The sequence below is a fragment of the Enterobacter sp. JH25 genome (genome assembly GCF_021725435.1).
Classification (GTDB): Bacteria; Pseudomonadota; Gammaproteobacteria; order Enterobacterales; family Enterobacteriaceae; genus Enterobacter; species Enterobacter intestinihominis.
In genome coordinates, this window is sequence record NZ_CP091319.1 from 1,843,965 (window position 1) to 1,859,797 (window position 15,833).

12 protein-coding genes and 1 other RNA gene are annotated in these 15,833 nt (G+C 54.0%); 9 read left to right on the forward strand and 4 right to left on the reverse strand.

What is annotated here, in order from left to right; translation table 11 throughout:
* Positions 1-254 precede the first annotated feature (254 nt).
* The 4 genes from ppsA (at position 255) to L2Y28_RS08815 (ending at position 7,212) form a co-directional block, all read left to right on the forward strand.
* Positions 255-2,633 carry a phosphoenolpyruvate synthase gene (gene ppsA, locus L2Y28_RS08800; protein WP_236919582.1) on the forward strand — a complete coding sequence of 793 codons (2,379 nt, stop codon included), beginning with the start codon at positions 255-257 and terminating at the stop codon, positions 2,631-2,633.
* 234 nt (positions 2,634-2,867) lie between these two features.
* Positions 2,868-4,268 carry an MFS transporter gene (locus tag L2Y28_RS08805; RefSeq protein ID WP_022647853.1) on the forward strand — a complete coding sequence of 467 codons (1,401 nt, stop codon included), beginning with the start codon at positions 2,868-2,870 and terminating at the stop codon, positions 4,266-4,268.
* A gap of 3 nt (positions 4,269-4,271) precedes the next feature.
* Positions 4,272-6,647, forward strand: a complete 2,376-nt coding sequence (locus L2Y28_RS08810) for a glycoside hydrolase family 3 N-terminal domain-containing protein (RefSeq protein WP_022647854.1) — start codon at positions 4,272-4,274, stop codon at positions 6,645-6,647.
* 358 nt (positions 6,648-7,005) lie between these two features.
* Entirely contained in the window at positions 7,006-7,212 is a 207-nt protein-coding gene (locus L2Y28_RS08815; protein WP_022647855.1) for a hypothetical protein, read from the forward strand.
* Positions 7,213-7,399: 187 nt separating this feature from the next.
* On the opposite strand, the gene rprA is transcribed toward L2Y28_RS08815, so the two are convergent.
* Together rprA and ydiK are read right to left on the reverse strand one after the other, a co-directional pair.
* An RNA gene (rprA, locus tag L2Y28_RS08820) (antisense sRNA RprA) lies at positions 7,400-7,507 on the reverse strand.
* A gap of 209 nt (positions 7,508-7,716) precedes the next feature.
* Positions 7,717-8,832, reverse strand: coding sequence for an AI-2E family transporter YdiK (ydiK, locus tag L2Y28_RS08825; RefSeq protein ID WP_022647856.1), 1,116 nt, complete (start codon positions 8,830-8,832; stop codon positions 7,717-7,719).
* Positions 8,833-9,031: 199 nt separating this feature from the next.
* Here ydiK and L2Y28_RS08830 point away from each other — a divergent pair, with 199 nt between their 5' ends.
* The 3 genes from L2Y28_RS08830 (at position 9,032) to L2Y28_RS08840 (ending at position 12,775) form a co-directional block, all read left to right on the forward strand.
* Entirely contained in the window at positions 9,032-12,088 is a 3,057-nt protein-coding gene (locus L2Y28_RS08830; protein WP_022647857.1) for an FAD-binding and (Fe-S)-binding domain-containing protein, read from the forward strand.
* The gene (menI, locus tag L2Y28_RS08835; RefSeq protein ID WP_022647858.1) at positions 12,085-12,495 is read left to right on the forward strand and encodes a 1,4-dihydroxy-2-naphthoyl-CoA hydrolase; all 411 of its coding nucleotides are present in this window, start codon (positions 12,085-12,087) and stop codon (positions 12,493-12,495) included. Before L2Y28_RS08830 ends, menI begins: the two co-directional genes overlap by 4 nt.
* Before the next feature lie 85 nt (positions 12,496-12,580).
* Positions 12,581-12,775 carry a YdiH family protein gene (locus L2Y28_RS08840; protein ID WP_003857766.1) on the forward strand — a complete coding sequence of 65 codons (195 nt, stop codon included), beginning with the start codon at positions 12,581-12,583 and terminating at the stop codon, positions 12,773-12,775.
* Between the two features lie 46 nt (positions 12,776-12,821).
* Here L2Y28_RS08840 and L2Y28_RS08845 read toward each other — a convergent pair whose 3' ends face one another.
* Together L2Y28_RS08845 and L2Y28_RS08850 are read right to left on the reverse strand one after the other, a co-directional pair.
* Positions 12,822-13,451: a helix-turn-helix domain-containing protein gene (locus L2Y28_RS08845; RefSeq protein WP_022647859.1), complete on the reverse strand. Its 630-nt coding sequence runs from the start codon at positions 13,449-13,451 to the stop codon at positions 12,822-12,824.
* Positions 13,452-13,528: 77 nt separating this feature from the next.
* Positions 13,529-14,188, reverse strand: a complete 660-nt coding sequence (locus tag L2Y28_RS08850) for a winged helix-turn-helix transcriptional regulator (protein ID WP_022647860.1) — start codon at positions 14,186-14,188, stop codon at positions 13,529-13,531.
* 354 nt (positions 14,189-14,542) lie between these two features.
* On the opposite strand from L2Y28_RS08850, the gene L2Y28_RS08855 reads away from it, so the two are divergent.
* Entirely contained in the window at positions 14,543-15,073 is a 531-nt protein-coding gene (locus L2Y28_RS08855) for a fimbrial protein (RefSeq protein ID WP_022647861.1), read from the forward strand.
* Between the two features lie 57 nt (positions 15,074-15,130).
* Positions 15,131-15,808 carry a molecular chaperone gene (locus L2Y28_RS08860; protein ID WP_022647862.1) on the forward strand — a complete coding sequence of 226 codons (678 nt, stop codon included), beginning with the start codon at positions 15,131-15,133 and terminating at the stop codon, positions 15,806-15,808.
* Positions 15,809-15,833: the final 25 nt, after the last annotated feature.

The window sequence follows — 15,833 nt, forward strand, 5'->3', positions numbered from 1 at the left end:
ATTTAAAATGAAATGGTGTTTTTGATTTTCCTGAAAAGTGGATTTCATTTTCTGATTAGCGGCGTTATTTCTATGGTTTTTGCCGGAATCTATAGGAATCATCGGGTTAGCGAGTGCGGGGAAACTGTCCGAAAAGTTGAAAATTTAAATTGCTTACACGATTCACCGTTTTTTTAGCGGAAATAAATATGCCAGTATAAATACGTAGTCAGGTGTTTCTTACTCCGATCAAATATCACAAAAGGATTGTTTCGATGTCCAACAATGGCTCGTCACCGCTGGTGCTTTGGTATAACCAACTCGGCATGAATGATGTAGACAGAGTTGGGGGCAAAAATGCCTCCCTGGGTGAAATGATTACAAATCTGTCCGGTATGGGTGTCTCCGTACCAAACGGGTTTGCCACAACCGCCGATGCGTTTAACCTGTTTTTAGACCAGAGCGGTGTAAACCAGCGCATTTACGACCTGCTGGATAAAACGGATATTGATGATGTCGCCGAGCTTGCCAAAGCCGGGGCGCAAATCCGCCAGTGGATTATCGACACACCTTTCCAGCCGGAACTGGAAAAAGCCATCCATGACGCCTACAACCAGCTCTCCGCTGACGACGCGCAGGCCTCCTTTGCCGTGCGCTCTTCCGCTACCGCGGAAGATATGCCGGATGCCTCTTTCGCCGGACAGCAGGAAACCTTCCTCAACGTCCAGGGTTACGAGGCGGTACTGGTGGCGGTGAAGCATGTGTTTGCTTCCCTGTTCAACGACCGCGCCATCTCCTATCGCGTGCATCAGGGCTATGACCACCGCGGCGTCGCGCTCTCCGCAGGCGTACAGCGCATGGTGCGCTCCGACGTGGGCTCTTCCGGCGTGATGTTCTCTATCGACACGGAATCCGGCTTCGACCAGGTGGTGTTTATCACCTCCGCGTGGGGTCTGGGCGAGATGGTGGTGCAGGGGGCGGTGAACCCTGACGAATTCTACGTGCACAAGCCTACGCTGGCGGCTAACCGTCCGGCAGTGGTACGCCGCACCATGGGTTCGAAAAAAATCCGCATGATCTATGCCCCGACGCAAGAGCATGGCAAGCAGGTCACCGTTGAAGATGTGCCGCAGGAGCAGCGGGATCGCTTCTCGCTCACCGACGCCGAAGTGGAAGAGCTGGCGAAGCAGGCGGTGCAGATTGAAAAACACTATGGCCGTCCGATGGACATCGAGTGGGCCAAAGACGGACACACCGGCAAGCTGTTTATCGTGCAGGCGCGTCCGGAAACCGTCCGTTCGCGCGGTCAGGTCATGGAGCGCTACACCCTGCACGCGCAGGGCAAAATTGTCGCGGAAGGTCGTGCGATTGGTCACCGCATCGGTGCCGGTCCAGTGAAAGTGATCCACGACATCAGCGAGATGAATCGCATTCAGCCTGGCGACGTGCTGGTGACCGACATGACCGACCCGGACTGGGAGCCGATCATGAAGAAAGCGGCTGCTATCGTCACCAACCGCGGTGGCCGTACCTGTCACGCGGCTATCATTGCCCGTGAGCTGGGGATCCCGGCGGTAGTCGGCTGTGGTGACGCGACCGAACGCATGAAGGACGACCAGAACGTGACGGTCTCCTGTGCCGAAGGCGATACCGGTTACGTTTATGCCGATATCCTCGACTTCAGCGTGAAGAGCTCCAGCGTGGATACCATGCCGGACCTGCCGCTGAAAATCATGATGAACGTCGGTAACCCGGATCGCGCGTTTGACTTCGCCTGCCTGCCGAACGAAGGCGTGGGCCTGGCGCGTCTGGAATTCATCATCAACCGCATGATCGGCGTTCACCCGCGCGCGCTGCTGGAGTTTGACGACCAGGACGCGAAGCTGCAAAACGAAATCCGCGAGATGATGAAGGGTTACGACTCGCCGAGAGAGTTCTATGTCGGCCGCCTGACGGAAGGCATCGCCACGCTCGGCGCGGCCTTCTACCCGAAACGCGTGATCGTGCGTCTGTCGGACTTTAAGTCCAACGAATATGCCAACCTGGTGGGCGGCGAACGCTACGAGCCGGAAGAAGAGAACCCGATGCTGGGCTTCCGCGGCGCCGGACGCTACGTGTCGGAAATCTTCCGCGACTGCTTCGCGCTGGAGTGCGAAGCGGTAAAACGCGTGCGCAACGACATGGGGCTGACCAACGTGGAAATCATGATCCCGTTCGTCCGTACCGTGGATCAGGCGAAAGCGGTGGTGGATGAGCTGGCGCGTCAGGGGCTGAAGCGCGGCGAGAACGGGCTGAAGATCATCATGATGTGTGAAATTCCGTCCAACGCCCTGCTGGCCGAGCAGTTCCTGGAGCACTTCGACGGCTTCTCCATTGGTTCGAATGATATGACGCAGCTGGCGCTCGGCCTGGACCGCGACTCCGGCGTTGTCTCTGAGCTGTTTGATGAGCGTAACGAGGCGGTGAAAGCGCTGCTCTCCATGGCCATCCGTGCGGCGAAGAAACAGGGTAAATATGTCGGGATCTGCGGGCAGGGTCCTTCTGACCATGAAGACTTTGCGGCCTGGCTGATGGATGAGGGGATTGATAGCCTCTCCCTGAACCCGGACACCGTGGTGCAAACCTGGCTGAGCCTGGCAGAGCTGAACAAGTAAAACCTGCATAATCTGAAAAAGGCGAGGATATCTGTCCTCGCCTTTTTTATTTTCCTGCGATTATGCTCACCATCACAAATAAAGCAAAAAACCAAATATCATAATTTATCTGTTAATTTAGACAATTGTTAGTGGGCAGGGCGTTGCTAATACTTGAGCCTTACCGCGTACATCCGTCGGGATGATGCGCGACTGGTTGAAATACGTTTTAACCTGATAAAAAGGCAAATAACAATGACAATCTCCTCTGTATTACGTACCAAAGATAAAATAGGTTATGGCCTCGGTGATATGGCCAGCGCGCTGGTCTGGCAAACGGCAACGTTATTTCTCGCGTATTTCTATACGGACGTATTCGGTTTGCCGGCGGCCATTATGGGCACCATGTTTTTAGTGGTGCGCGTGATCGATGCGTTTGTCGATCCGTGCATTGGCGCGCTGGTGGACCGCACTCAGACCCGCCACGGTCGTTTTCGTCCCTGGCTGCTCTGGTTTGCCATTCCGTTTGGCGTGAGCTGCCTGATTACCTTCTACGTACCGGATGCCGGGCAGACGGCGAAAATTGTCTATGCCTGCGTAACCTATGCCATCCTGAGCCTGATCTACTCCGCGATTAACGTTCCATACTGCGCCATGCCCGGCGCGCTGACGCTCGACCCGCGCGAGCGCCACTCGCTGCAATCCTGGCGCTTTGGCCTGTCGTTTATCGGCGGGTTGATTGTAACGGTCATCGCGCTGCCGCTGGTCTCATTATTAGGTCAGGGGAATGTGCAAAAAGGTTATTTCTATGCCATGAGCCTGATGGGGCTGCTGGGTATTATTTTATTCTTCTGCTGCTTCTTTATGACCCGGGAGCGTTACTCGCCACGCAATGACACCTCCGGCTCGATGCTGACGGATTTAAAACTGCTGGCCGCCAACAGCCAGTGGCGAATTGTTTTTCTGTTTAATATTTTACTGTTAACCGCCGTCGTGACGCGTGGCTCTGCGACCATGTATTACGTTAACTATGTTCTGTTACGTCCTGAACTGGTCTTTGCCTTTATTGTTTCCGGCATGGTGGCATCCTTAAGCGGCGCATTATTATCTGAACGCCTGCTGGGGAAATTTGATCGCGTACGTGCCTATCAGTGGACCATTATTTCTTTCGTTATTTTTGGCGCGTTGATTTTCTTCATTCCTCCTTCGCAGGTGTGGCTGATATTCGGTCTGAATATTGTGTTTAGTTTTATTCAGAACCTGACCACGCCGCTGCAATGGACCATGTTCTCCGATGTGGTGGACTACGAAGAACACCGCAGCGGCCGCCGTCTGGACGGGCTGGTCTTTTCTACCGCCCTGTTTGCCATCAAGTTTGGGTTGGCGCTGGGTGGGGCGGTAGTCGGTTGGGTGCTGGGCATGGTGGATTACGCGCCCGGACAGGCAAACCAGGCGCCTCACGTCCTCGCAACCATCAATGCCCTGTTCACCCTGATCCCCTGCGCGCTGTTCCTCTGCATGGTGGCGCTCCTTGCTATCTACAAACTCAACAGCCGACTGGTGGATTCCATTGCCCGTGAGCTGGCCAGCAAGCGAGAAATTCGAAACGATGCGGGGCAGCTCAGCCCGGTAACCCAATCCGCACTACAGGAGTAAACCATGACTGTGATCTACAAGGACGCGGGACGTCCCGTACACGAGCGTGTCGCTGATTTACTGGCGCGTATGACGCCGGAAGAGAAATTTGCCCAGATGCACGCGTACTGGCTGATCCTCGATGAACACGGCAGCCACCGCGAGCGCAGCGATTTGAGCGATGAGTTCGCCGGCGTGAGCGAACAGGCGTCCCTCAGCGAAAGGCTGAAGCTGGGCGTCGGGCAGATCACCCGTCCGCTCGGCACGCACATTGTTGATGCAAAAACCGGCGTGCGTGCCGCTAACCGCCTGCAACGTATGATGATGGAGGAGACCCGGCTCGGCATTCCGGCGCTGTTTCATGAGGAGTGTCTGGTTGGGCTGCTGTGCAAAGATGCAACCCTGTTCCCGTCGTCGCTGAACTACGGTTCCACCTGGGACCCGGCGCTGGTGCAGCGCGCGGCGGAGCAGATTGGCAACGAGGCCCGGTCTGTCGGGTGCCAGCAGGGGCTGGCCCCGGTGCTGGATGTCTCGCGCGATGTGCGCTGGGGACGGACGGAAGAGACCTTTGGGGAAGATCCGTGGCTGGTAGGGGTGATGGCGACGGCGTACGTGAAGGGGTTGCAGGGCGATAAGCGCGATCTGCTGGCGACCCTGAAACATTACGTGGGGCACTCCTTCAGCGAAGGGGCGCGCAACCATGCGCCGGTCCATCTGGGTTTCAGCGAGCTAAACGATACCTTCCTGCTACCGTTTGAGATGGCGGTGAAGCTGGCCAACGCCGGTTCGGTGATGCCGGCCTATCATGACATCGATAATCAGCCAGGGCACAGCGACCATTTCCTGCTCACCACCGTGCTGCGTGAACAGTGGGGCTTCGACGGCATTATTGTCGCGGATTACGGCGGCGTCAGCCTGCTGCACCAGCACCATGGGATTTCTCACGATCCCGCAGAATCGGCGGCGCTGGCGTTTAACGCCGGGCTGGACGTGGAATTGCCGAAGGATGACTGCGCGCGTCATCTGGCGGAAGCGGTAGAGCGTGGGCTTATCTCAATGGCGAAAGTGGATGAGATTGTGGCGCGCGTGCTAAGTGAAAAATTCCGTCTCGGGCTGTTTGAAAAACCGTACGCCGACGAAAAAGGTATCGATTTGCAGAATGAGGCGACCCGGCAGGTGGCGCGCGAGGTGGCAACAAAATCGATCACGCTGCTGGAAAATAACGGCATTTTGCCCCTCGGCGGAAAACCCCGTGTAGCGGTAGTGGGGCCGACGGCGGACGATCCGCTGGCGTTGCTGAGCGGCTACAGCTTCCCGGTTCACCTGATCATCAGTGATATGGTTGAAGAGACCTCGCAGGTGACAACCCCGCGCGCGGCGCTGGAACAGTACCTTGGTGCATCGCAGATACGTTACGCCAAAGGGTGCCACATTATCGAAAAACGGATGGCGGGTGCGCCGGTGTTCCCGGGCGACAGCGGCGGTAAACCGATGCAGCAATCGCCGGTTTCACAACGCACGGATTTGATCCCCGAAGCCGTGAGCGCGGCAAAAGAGAGTGACGTGGTGGTGGCCTGCGTGGGCGACCTCGCCGGGCTATTCCAGAGCGGCACCGTGGGGGAAGGATCGGATACCGATTCGCTGAATCTGCCGGGCGTGCAGCAACAGCTGCTGGAGGAGCTGGTGGCAACCGGCAAGCCGGTAATTGTCGTCATGACGGGCGGGCGTCCTTATAACCTTCAGGGGCTGGAAGAGAAGGTGGCCGCGCTGATGATGGCCTGGGCGCCGGGGCAGGAAGGGGGCTGGGCGATTGCCGATATCTTAACCGGCCGCGCGGAGCCGCAGGGCAGGCTGGTAGTCAGCGTGCCGAAAAACGCCGGGGCGATGCCGTACTACTATAACCACAAGCTGAAAAGCGGCGGCACGCCGTTTGCGTTCCATTTCGGCGCACTTTACCCGTTCGGTTACGGTCTTGGCTGGACGCAGTTTCGCTGGAGTGCGGCGCGTCTCGCTGAAAGCCACGTCCCGGTCGACGGAGAGGTGGTGTTAAGCGTCGATGTCAGCAACATCGGGGAGCGCAGCGGCAGCGAAGTAATACAGGTGTACGTGCGTGACAAAGTCGCGACGCAGGTTCGTCCGCTTCAGGAGCTGAAAGCGTTTCAACGCGTTACGCTTTCACCGGGAGAAAACGCCACCCTGACCTTTACCTTGCCGGTGGAGATGTTTAATTTCACCCGCCGGGACGGGAAGCGGATTGTCGAGCCAGGGGAATTTGAGCTACAGGTTGGCGCGTCCTCGGCGGATATACGCGAGGTGGTGAACGTGCAGGTGACCGGGGAGACGCGGGTGCTGGAGGGGGAATGGCAGATGTTGAGTAGGAGTGAAATTTGTAAAAATTAATATTCAGGACTCGCCTGGCCACAAAGGCGAGTCCTCTTTCAAGCAATCAAAAGAGGAAAATGAACTTACAAAGCACTAATAACTTAAAAAAATAGTTCGCATAAGAATAGTCTTAGCCGCCTTGCTCTGAGCCTGGAACTGATATAGCTACTCCTCACCGTCTGCTGGTTGCAAGACTGCGCCAGATAGCCTGATAGGTTTGATGAGCTATAAAAGATGAAATTTAAATGAATATACGGACTCTGTCTGATTTAAGTTCCCTGTGCAACGGCTACATGACAACGCAATGCAGGGAAAACGAAGAACTACAGTGCATAGCGTCAGAACTCAGGATTCAATAAGTAACTGGAGAGGTTAAGTGGTTGTAGATATTTCGGTGTTATTCATTATTCTTTTAATGATTGTGTGCGCCCTGATTTATCGCCTTTCTGTCATGGAAGATAAGTTGTTAGCAATGGAGTTAAGACACGCTACGGAAGTCAACGCAGCGCGTAGAGAAGGGTATATAAACTGCATGAATCTTCATGCTCAGGTTGAAAAAAGTATAAAAGATAAAGCCAAATGATGGCGTTTTTAGGAACGCCAGTTTGGCTGTTGGTACGAGAAAGATATTCAGTTGATAGTGAAATGGCATATGCTTATGACGAATGGAACTAAACAGTAAAACTCTTTCATCGCTATTCATCCGTCTGTAATGAACGGTTTTTTCGTTTAAAACACGCCTAAATCCTGTGCGCTCAGCATAAGGTAAATAAAAAAAAAGCCCATCGTGGGAGATGGGCAAAGACTACACACAGCAATTCGTTGTTTCACTCAGGGGATTTCCATGCTTATAAATCAAGGTGTTGATTTATAACCGTGTCTTAATAGTAGGCATGCCAACTTTATGAGTCGATCGGATTCGTCTCAATAGTTAAAGGGAGGTAAAGATTTCTTGAAGAGAATGACGGTTTTAGGCATGAAAAGGCGGGTCTGACCAGTGCGCAGAGAATAAATAGTTTAGCAACGTTTAAGTATTCCTGCGAAGAGTGTAGGCCGGGTAAGCGTTAGCGCCACCCGGCAAAGGTTATTACTGCGCGTTCTTATCTTCCAGCTCTTCAAGTTCGCTTAAGATGAGGTCCGGATCGGTTCCGGGTGGCGGCACTTCATGCACCCAGGCAGAGAAGAGACGCCAGGTTACCGCAAGCAGCACCGGACCGATAAACAGGCCAATCATGCCGAAGGCAATCAACCCCCCGATCACCCCGGACAGGATCAGAATCAGCGGCAGATCAGCGCCCATGCGGATGAGGAGAGGACGAATCACGTTATCCATGGTGCCCACCACGCAACTCCAGACCAGCAGCACCGTGCCCCAGGTCGTGTCCCCCGTCCAGTAAAGCCAGATAATGCAGGGAACCAGCACCAGCAGCGGACCAAGCTGTGCCAGACAGGTCATCAGCATGACAACGGTGAAAATGGTGGCATAAGGTACGCCGGAAACCGCCAGCCCGATACCGCCAAGCACCGCCTGCACCAGCGCTGTGACCACCACGCCGAGCGCCACCGCGCGAACGGCCTGGGCTGCCAGCAGCACGGCCGCATCGCCGCGTTTACCTGCCAGCCGGGTGGCGAAATGGCGTACCCCCAGCGCAACCTGCTCGCCGCGCCAGTACAGCAGGGCGCTGAAGACCAGCATCAACGTACAGTGCATCATGAAGCGACCAATATGCGCAGCCTGCCCGACAAACCAGGTGGTGGTTGTGCCGATGTACGGGCGCACTTTGGCCATCAGGGCGCTACCGCCCATCTCCAGCAGGCTGTGCCAGCCGCTGTATAGTTTTGCGCCCACAACAGGAATGCTGTTCAGCCACGCGAGATCCGGCAGCGTCATGTCACCGCTGGTGACCGCGCGAATAACCGGGCCGCTGCTGTCAACCAGGCTGTTAACCAGCAGCGCAATGGGAATAATAAACAGCAGGAACAGCAGCAGCGTCATCACCAGCACGGCAAGGCCGCGGCGACCAAACAGCAGTTTCTGCAAACGTAAGAGTAAAGGCCAGGTTGCGACCACGACGGTCGCGGCCCAGGCAAATCCGAGCACGAAAGGACGAACAATCCACAGACACGCAATAATCATAATGGCTAAGAACAGCACCGACAGCAGTATCTGTGCGACATCCCTGGGCTGACGAAGATTGACCATAAACGAAACTTTCCTTAAATGAACACCAGTAAGGCTGATGGGAATATAAACCGCATCTCTCTAATCATTAGTGATTTCAGCGATTTTTGACAGGCGGATTTTGCCCGTAATTCTACGAAGCACATAAGAAAAAAATGTGATAAAACTTTCCAGACACAACGCAAACGATTTCACACTATTCTCATTAGGGTCGACAGCAATGATCCCACAGATTTCTCAGGCACCGGGCGTCGTTCAACTGGTGCTTAATTTTTTGCAGGCACTGGAGCAACAGGGTTTTACAGGTGATACCGCCACCGATTATGCCGACAGGCTGACGATGGCAACCGATAACAGTATTTACCAGCTTCTTCCCGATGCCGTCGTTTTCCCGCGCTCTACCGCCGATGTGGCCCTCATTGCCCGTCTGGCGTCGCAGGAGCGTTTCAGCTCCCTGGTCTTTACCCCGCGCGGCGGCGGGACGGGCACCAATGGGCAGGCGCTGAACCAGGGCATCATCGTTGATATGTCCCGCTATATGAATCGCATCATTGAGATCAACCCGGAAGAGGGGTGGGTGCGTGTGGAAGCGGGGGTAATCAAAGATCAGCTGAATCAGTTTTTAAAACCGTATGGCTATTTTTTTGCGCCCGAGCTTTCCACCAGTAACCGCGCAACCCTTGGCGGGATGATCAACACCGATGCCTCAGGGCAGGGCTCGCTGGTCTACGGCAAAACCTCCGATCACGTCATGGGTGTGCGGGCGGTGCTGCTGGGGGGCGATATTCTCGATACCCAGCCGTTGCCGGTCGAACTGGCTGAAACGCTGGCAAAAGAGAGCACCACCAGCGGACGGATTTATCGCACCGTGCTGGAGCGCTGCCGTGAAAATCGCGAACTGATCCTCGACAAATTCCCGAAGCTCAATCGCTTCCTGACGGGCTACGATCTGCGCCATGTCTTTAATGACGATCTGAGCCAGTTCGATCTTACCCGCGTACTGACCGGGTCAGAAGGTACGCTGGCCTTTATCACCGAAGCGCGTCTGGATATCACCCCGCTGCCGAAGGTGCGCCGTCTGGTGAACGTCAAATACAACTCCTTTGACTCCGCGCTGCGTAATGCCCCGTTTATGGTGGAGGCGCGGGCGCTGTCGGTGGAAACCGTTGATTCAAAAGTACTGAACCTGGCCCGGGAAGATATTGTCTGGCATTCGGTGAGCGAACTAATTACCGACGTGCCGGATAAAGAGATGCTCGGTCTGAACATCGTCGAGTTCGCCGGGGATGACGCAGAGCTGATTGAGAGCCAGGTGAGCACGCTCTGCCAGCGTCTGGACGAGTTGATTGCACTGGGTGAGGGCGGCGTCATTGGCTGGCAGCTGTGTAACGACCTCTCCGGCATCGAGCGAATCTACGCGATGCGTAAAAAGGCGGTGGGGCTGCTCGGTAACGCGAAAGGGGCGGCGAAGCCGATTCCATTTGCGGAAGATACCTGCGTGCCGCCGGAGCATCTGGCGGATTATATTGTGGAGTTTCGTGCGTTGCTCGACAGCCATGGTCTGAGCTATGGCATGTTCGGGCACGTTGACGCGGGTGTGCTACACGTGCGCCCGGCGCTGGACATGTGCGATCCGCAGCAGGAGATCCTGATGAAGGAGATCTCCGACGAGGTCGTGGCCCTTACGGCCAAATATGGCGGTTTGTTATGGGGAGAGCATGGCAAAGGATTCCGCGCCGAGTACAGCCCGGCGTTTTTTGGCGAACAACTCTACGCCGAGCTGCGTAAGGTGAAAGCCGCTTTTGATCCTGATAACCGTCTTAACCCGGGTAAAATCTGCCCGCCAGAGGGCGTTGATGCGCCGATGTTGCAGGTAGACGCCGTCAAGCGCGGCACCTATGACCGACAAATTCCGATTGCGGTTCGCGCTTCCTGGCGCGGCGCGATGGAGTGCAATGGCAACGGGCTGTGCTTCAACTTCGATGTGAAAAGCCCGATGTGTCCGTCGATGAAAATCACCAGCAACCGCATCCACTCCCCAAAAGGACGTGCGACGCTGGTGCGCGAATGGCTGCGCCTGCTGGCTGACCGCGGCATTGACCCGCTCAAGCTGGAACTGGAGCTGCCGGAAAAACGCACCAGCCTGCGCAGGCTCATCGAACGGACCCGCAACAGCTGGCATGCGAATAAAGGCGAATACGATTTCTCGCATGAGGTGAAAGAGGCGATGTCCGGCTGCCTGGCGTGCAAGGCGTGTTCAACCCAGTGCCCGATTAAAATTGACGTGCCGGAATTCCGTTCCCGCTTCCTCCAGCTGTACCACACGCGTTATCTGCGCCCGATGCGCGATCATCTGGTGGCAACGGTGGAGAGTTACGCGCCGCTAATGGCTCGTGCGCCAAAAACCTTTAACTTCTTTATCAATCAGCCGCTGGTGCGCAAACTGTCTGAAAAACATATCGGCATGGTGGATCTGCCGCTGCTGTCGGTGCCATCGCTCCAGCGTCGGCTGGTGGGGCACCGCTCGGCGAACATGACCCTGGAACAACTGGAAGCATTAAGCCCTGAGCAGAAAGCGAAGGTGGTGCTGGTGGTGCAGGATCCGTTTACCAGCTATTACGATGCGCAGGTGGTGGCTGATTTTGTCCGTCTGGCAGAGAAAATTGGCTACCAGCCGGTGGTACTGCCGTTCTCGCCGAACGGCAAGGCGCAGCACATTAAAGGTTTCCTGACCCGCTTCGCGAAAACCGCGCAGAAAACTTCAGATTTCCTGAACCGCGTGGCGCAGCTCGATATGCCAATGGTGGGCGTCGATCCGGCGCTGGTGCTCTGTTACCGGGATGAATATAAGCAGACGCTCGGCGATAAGCGCGGTGATTTTCAGGTCTTACTGGTGCATGAGTGGCTGCCTTCGGTGCTGAAGCAAACGGCCCCTCAGGAGGTCAGCGGAGAATCCTGGTACCTGTTTGGGCACTGCACTGAAGTGACCGCGCTGCCGACGGCACCTGCCCAGTGGGCTTCTATCTTCGCCCGCTTTGGCGCGAAGCTGGAAAGCGTCAGCGTGGGCTGCTGCGGTATGGCCGGAACCTACGGTCATGAAGTCAAAAACCACGCTAACTCGCTTGGCATTTACGAGCTGTCGTGGCACCAGGCAATGCAGCGCCTGCCGCGTAACCGCTGTCTGGCGACGGGCTACTCCTGCCGCAGCCAGGTGAAACGGGTGGAAGGTAACGGCGTTCGCCATCCCTTGCAGGCTTTACTGGAGATTATCGGATGATCTGGAAACGTGCGGTCACTCTGCAGGCCTTAAATGCCATGGGTGCGGAAAACATGGTCGGTTTGCTGGATATCCAGTTTACGCGCATTGGCGATACCGAACTTGAAGCGACGATGCCAGTAGACAGTCGTACTCATCAACCGTTTGGCCTGCTGCACGGCGGCGCGTCCGTCGTGCTGGCCGAAACGCTGGGGTCGGTCGCAGGTTACCTGTGTACGGAAGGGGAGCAGAAGGTGGTCGGGCTGGAGGTCAATGCCAACCACATCCGCTCCGTTCGCAGCGGGCGCGTGCGCGGTGTTTGCCGCGCACTGCACGCCGGAAGTCGTCATCAGGTGTGGCAGATTGATATTCTGGACGAGCAGGATCGCCTGTGTTGTTCATCCAGACTGACGACGGCCGTTGTGTAAAGTTTCCGAATGTCTTGCTTTTGGTCAAAAATTAGCCGCCTGATTGTGATATACTGGTCACGTTTTGAACATAAGCGAGGACATCATGGATACTGAAATAACCCCAACACAGCTGGCAATTGAATATTTACGTCGCGATAAAAGCAATCTGTCTCCGGCGCAGTACCTGAAAAAGCTGAAACAACTTGAGCTGGAATTTACGGATTTGCTGGCGCTCTCTTCAAACGAGCTGAAAGAAGAGATCTACTTTGCCTGGCGGTTGGGCGTTCACGTCCATTGAGCAGTGAAGAAAAGGCCGCCCGCGCGGCCTTTTTTGTGTCTGAAACTCAGTATTTGGCAGGCAGTTTGTTAATTTTAATGAGCCGGCCTTCTTCCATTTCGATGAACCCGCCCGTTTTCAGGTCAGCCAGTATCCGCATTACGCCGCTGCGGGAAAGCCGGGTTTTATCCCGGATGTACCTTTCCGCCGTCACGCTGCGTCGGTAGTTGTCATCTTCCTGCATCAGCATCATGAGCTGCTGACGAATCATCTCGTAAGCCGTTGGCGCACCTTTCGGCATGACGTTATGATAAAGGCGGTTATAGACAAACATCAGATGATTAGAAAGCAGCCCCCATAACGCCTTCTCTTTGATAACTTCTGCCACCCGATCGGTTGGTAGCACGCCGATCAGGCATGGCGTCACCGTTTTGAGATAATCGTTAAAATATATGTCCGTCAGATTAGCGAGACCAAACAGGGCGGGACTGCGCGCGGTGGTAAGCATCATGTCGTCGCTTCTTCTGTATATCGCGATTGTGCCCTCGAGAATTAAATAACACATACTCTGCCCGTTAACCTGGAGATCAAGTTGCTCACCGGGATCGGTTTTATGCGTGGTGCAGTGCGGCTGTAAGTGGGAAATCAGTTCCTGGGCATAGGGAGAGCCGCGATGCGATGGTTTGTCAGAAGACATAGCGTTAACCTGGAAAGAGACTGTACTTTCTATAGTGTCGCTCTTATTTTCCACCTTCTCCAGAGATAAAAACAGCCTCAGTACTTGCGGGGTAAGTGATGGATCTCGATTAGCACGCCGCGCTCCATAGTGATGTATTTCCCCGTCCGCAACTCCGCCAGGATCCGCATAATGCCGCTGCGTGAAAGATAGGTGCGGCTTTTGATATAGGCTGCGGCGGTAATGCTTTGTCTTATGGCTTCCGGCTCCTGCATCAGTTCTACCAGCTGAAAGCGGATAATGTCGTAAGCCGACATCTGCGATATCTGGGCACAATGTTCGTAAACCCGCGATGCGGTATAGATCAGCAGGTTCGAGAAGGACTCCCATAAATTCTGTTGTGCGACTACGTGATTAAAACGCTCCAGCGTAACGCTAGCCACCTCTGAAGTTTCCAGCGCTCTGACGTAGAGGTGCTCAGAAGAAAACTGGCTGCTCACGCCGAGTATAAAAGGTGCGGATTCGGAATTTAAGACGATACCGTCACCTCGACGATGCAATGCCACGCTGCCATGTAACAGTAAAAAGCACTGGCGGATATCACCGGAATAATAATGGATGACTTCACCTTTAGCCATGATGCATCTTTCCGTATGCGGCAAAACATTATCGATTATTTTTTCAATGTGCTTAAGAGGCTTAGCGCCAAGCACTGTTGTTATTTCATTGCCTGAAACGGGCGCAATACGGGTGTTCATAAGAGGCCTCATACACTGATGCGATCATTTTTTGATCGACATAAAGAATTATCTTAAAAAACAGTTAGTCAGGGAATATTTTCGTCGAGTCTAATTATAGACTTGCCTATTAATGAGTGTTAATTAGTTGAATTTGAAACATTTTTGACTTAGGTCTAAAAGTAGACCGGGGACTTTATTGTTAAGATATTTCCAAAGTAATTTGTTTTGTTTTTGTTAAAAGAGAGTCTACAGCTAGACCCTAAAATCGATTGTGCGTAGAAAAAGAGTTGTATAAATTTTGATTCGTCGAAAGGGGTTTTATTTCTGCAATTGAATATCGGTAATAAATAAAGTAATACAGGAAAGATAATTATGAATAAAAAATTGATGATGGCAATGTTAGCGGCAGGTTCTGTACTCACCATGACCAATGCATTTGCAGCGGCAGGTACCGTTAATTTTAACGGAAATATTCTGGATTCTGCCTGCGACGTAGATGTGGCATCTCAGAACCAGGTGGTGGTATTGGGCGATTATTATAAAACGGAATTCCCGACGGCGGGAGCCAGAACGGCTGCGACGCAGTTTAATATTATTTTGAAAAACTGTCCTGTGACGGTCACTAATGCAAAAGTCCGTTTTGACGGTACGCCGGATTTAACCAACGCCAGCCTGCTGGCGATTGATACGTCCGTGGCGGGGGCGGCCACAGGGGTAGCGATTAACCTGATGACTGCAGATAAAGCCGATCTGCCGCTGTACGGCAGCAACAGCTATACCTACGCGCTCAGCAGTACGGCTGATAATACACTGAACTTCTACGCGCAGTATATCTCCACCGCAGCGTCCGTGACCGCGGGCCCGGCTAACTCGGTCGCGAACTTCTCAGTGGTTTACAACTAAGTCATTGGCAGTAATTAGCAGGGGGCTTCCCGGCCCCTTGTTTTATGAGGTATTGAAATGCGTTTTATAACGACAACTGGCCTGGCGATGGCGCTGTTATCGCTGACGTTAACATCCGCCAGTGCTGGAGTAGTTATTGGCGGCACCCGCATTATTTTCGATGGGGCAAAAAAAGAAGCGTCAATAAGTATCACCAATCCTGATGACGTTCCTTATTTAATCCAGTCGTGGATTGATGTTCAGGATGGGCAATCCGGTAAAGCGCCTTTTATTATTACGCCTCCGCTGTATCGGCTGGATGGCGGGCAAAAAAACCTTGAGCGTATTGTCATGACAGGCTCGCTGCCTCAGGGGCAGGAGAGTTTATTCTGGCTGAACATTAAAGCTATTCCATCAGCTTCAAAGCAGATGAACTCGCTGCAAATTGCCGTCAAAACGCGGATTAAACTTATTTATCGGCCAGAGAGCCTTCGTGCGTCTACCCCTGAGGAACAAACCAACAAATTAACCTGGCATCGTGCGGGAAATGCTCTGCAGGTAAATAACCCTACGCCGTACGTTATCAATTTCAATGAAATAACGGTCGGGGGTAAAAAACTTGACGATGTCACCTACGTAATGCCTTCAGGCTCAGTTCGTTTCCCGTTACCGAATGGGACCAATGGCAATACGCTGACGTTTAAAGTCATTAACGATTATGGCAATCCTGGCGAATTACACCGGGCCAGTTTGTGATCACTTTGCATTAATCGGGTGCTCG

Excerpts from the sequence above, each read along its gene's own strand:
- L2Y28_RS08810 (WP_022647854.1), top strand. The coding sequence starts at position 4,272 with ATGACTGTGATCTACAAGGACGCGGGACGTCCCGTACACGAGCGTGTC.
- L2Y28_RS08830 (WP_022647857.1), top strand. The coding sequence starts at position 9,032 with ATGATCCCACAGATTTCTCAGGCACCGGGCGTCGTTCAACTGGTGCTT.
- ydiK (WP_022647856.1), bottom strand. The coding sequence starts at position 8,832 with ATGGTCAATCTTCGTCAGCCCAGGGATGTCGCACAGATACTGCTGTCG.
- menI (WP_022647858.1), top strand. The coding sequence starts at position 12,085 with ATGATCTGGAAACGTGCGGTCACTCTGCAGGCCTTAAATGCCATGGGT.
- ppsA (WP_236919582.1), top strand. The coding sequence starts at position 255 with ATGTCCAACAATGGCTCGTCACCGCTGGTGCTTTGGTATAACCAACTC.
- L2Y28_RS08850 (WP_022647860.1), bottom strand. The coding sequence starts at position 14,188 with ATGAACACCCGTATTGCGCCCGTTTCAGGCAATGAAATAACAACAGTG.
- L2Y28_RS08860 (WP_022647862.1), top strand. The coding sequence starts at position 15,131 with ATGCGTTTTATAACGACAACTGGCCTGGCGATGGCGCTGTTATCGCTG.
- L2Y28_RS08840 (WP_003857766.1), top strand. The coding sequence starts at position 12,581 with ATGGATACTGAAATAACCCCAACACAGCTGGCAATTGAATATTTACGT.
- L2Y28_RS08855 (WP_022647861.1), top strand. The coding sequence starts at position 14,543 with ATGAATAAAAAATTGATGATGGCAATGTTAGCGGCAGGTTCTGTACTC.
- L2Y28_RS08845 (WP_022647859.1), bottom strand. The coding sequence starts at position 13,451 with ATGTCTTCTGACAAACCATCGCATCGCGGCTCTCCCTATGCCCAGGAA.
- L2Y28_RS08805 (WP_022647853.1), top strand. The coding sequence starts at position 2,868 with ATGACAATCTCCTCTGTATTACGTACCAAAGATAAAATAGGTTATGGC.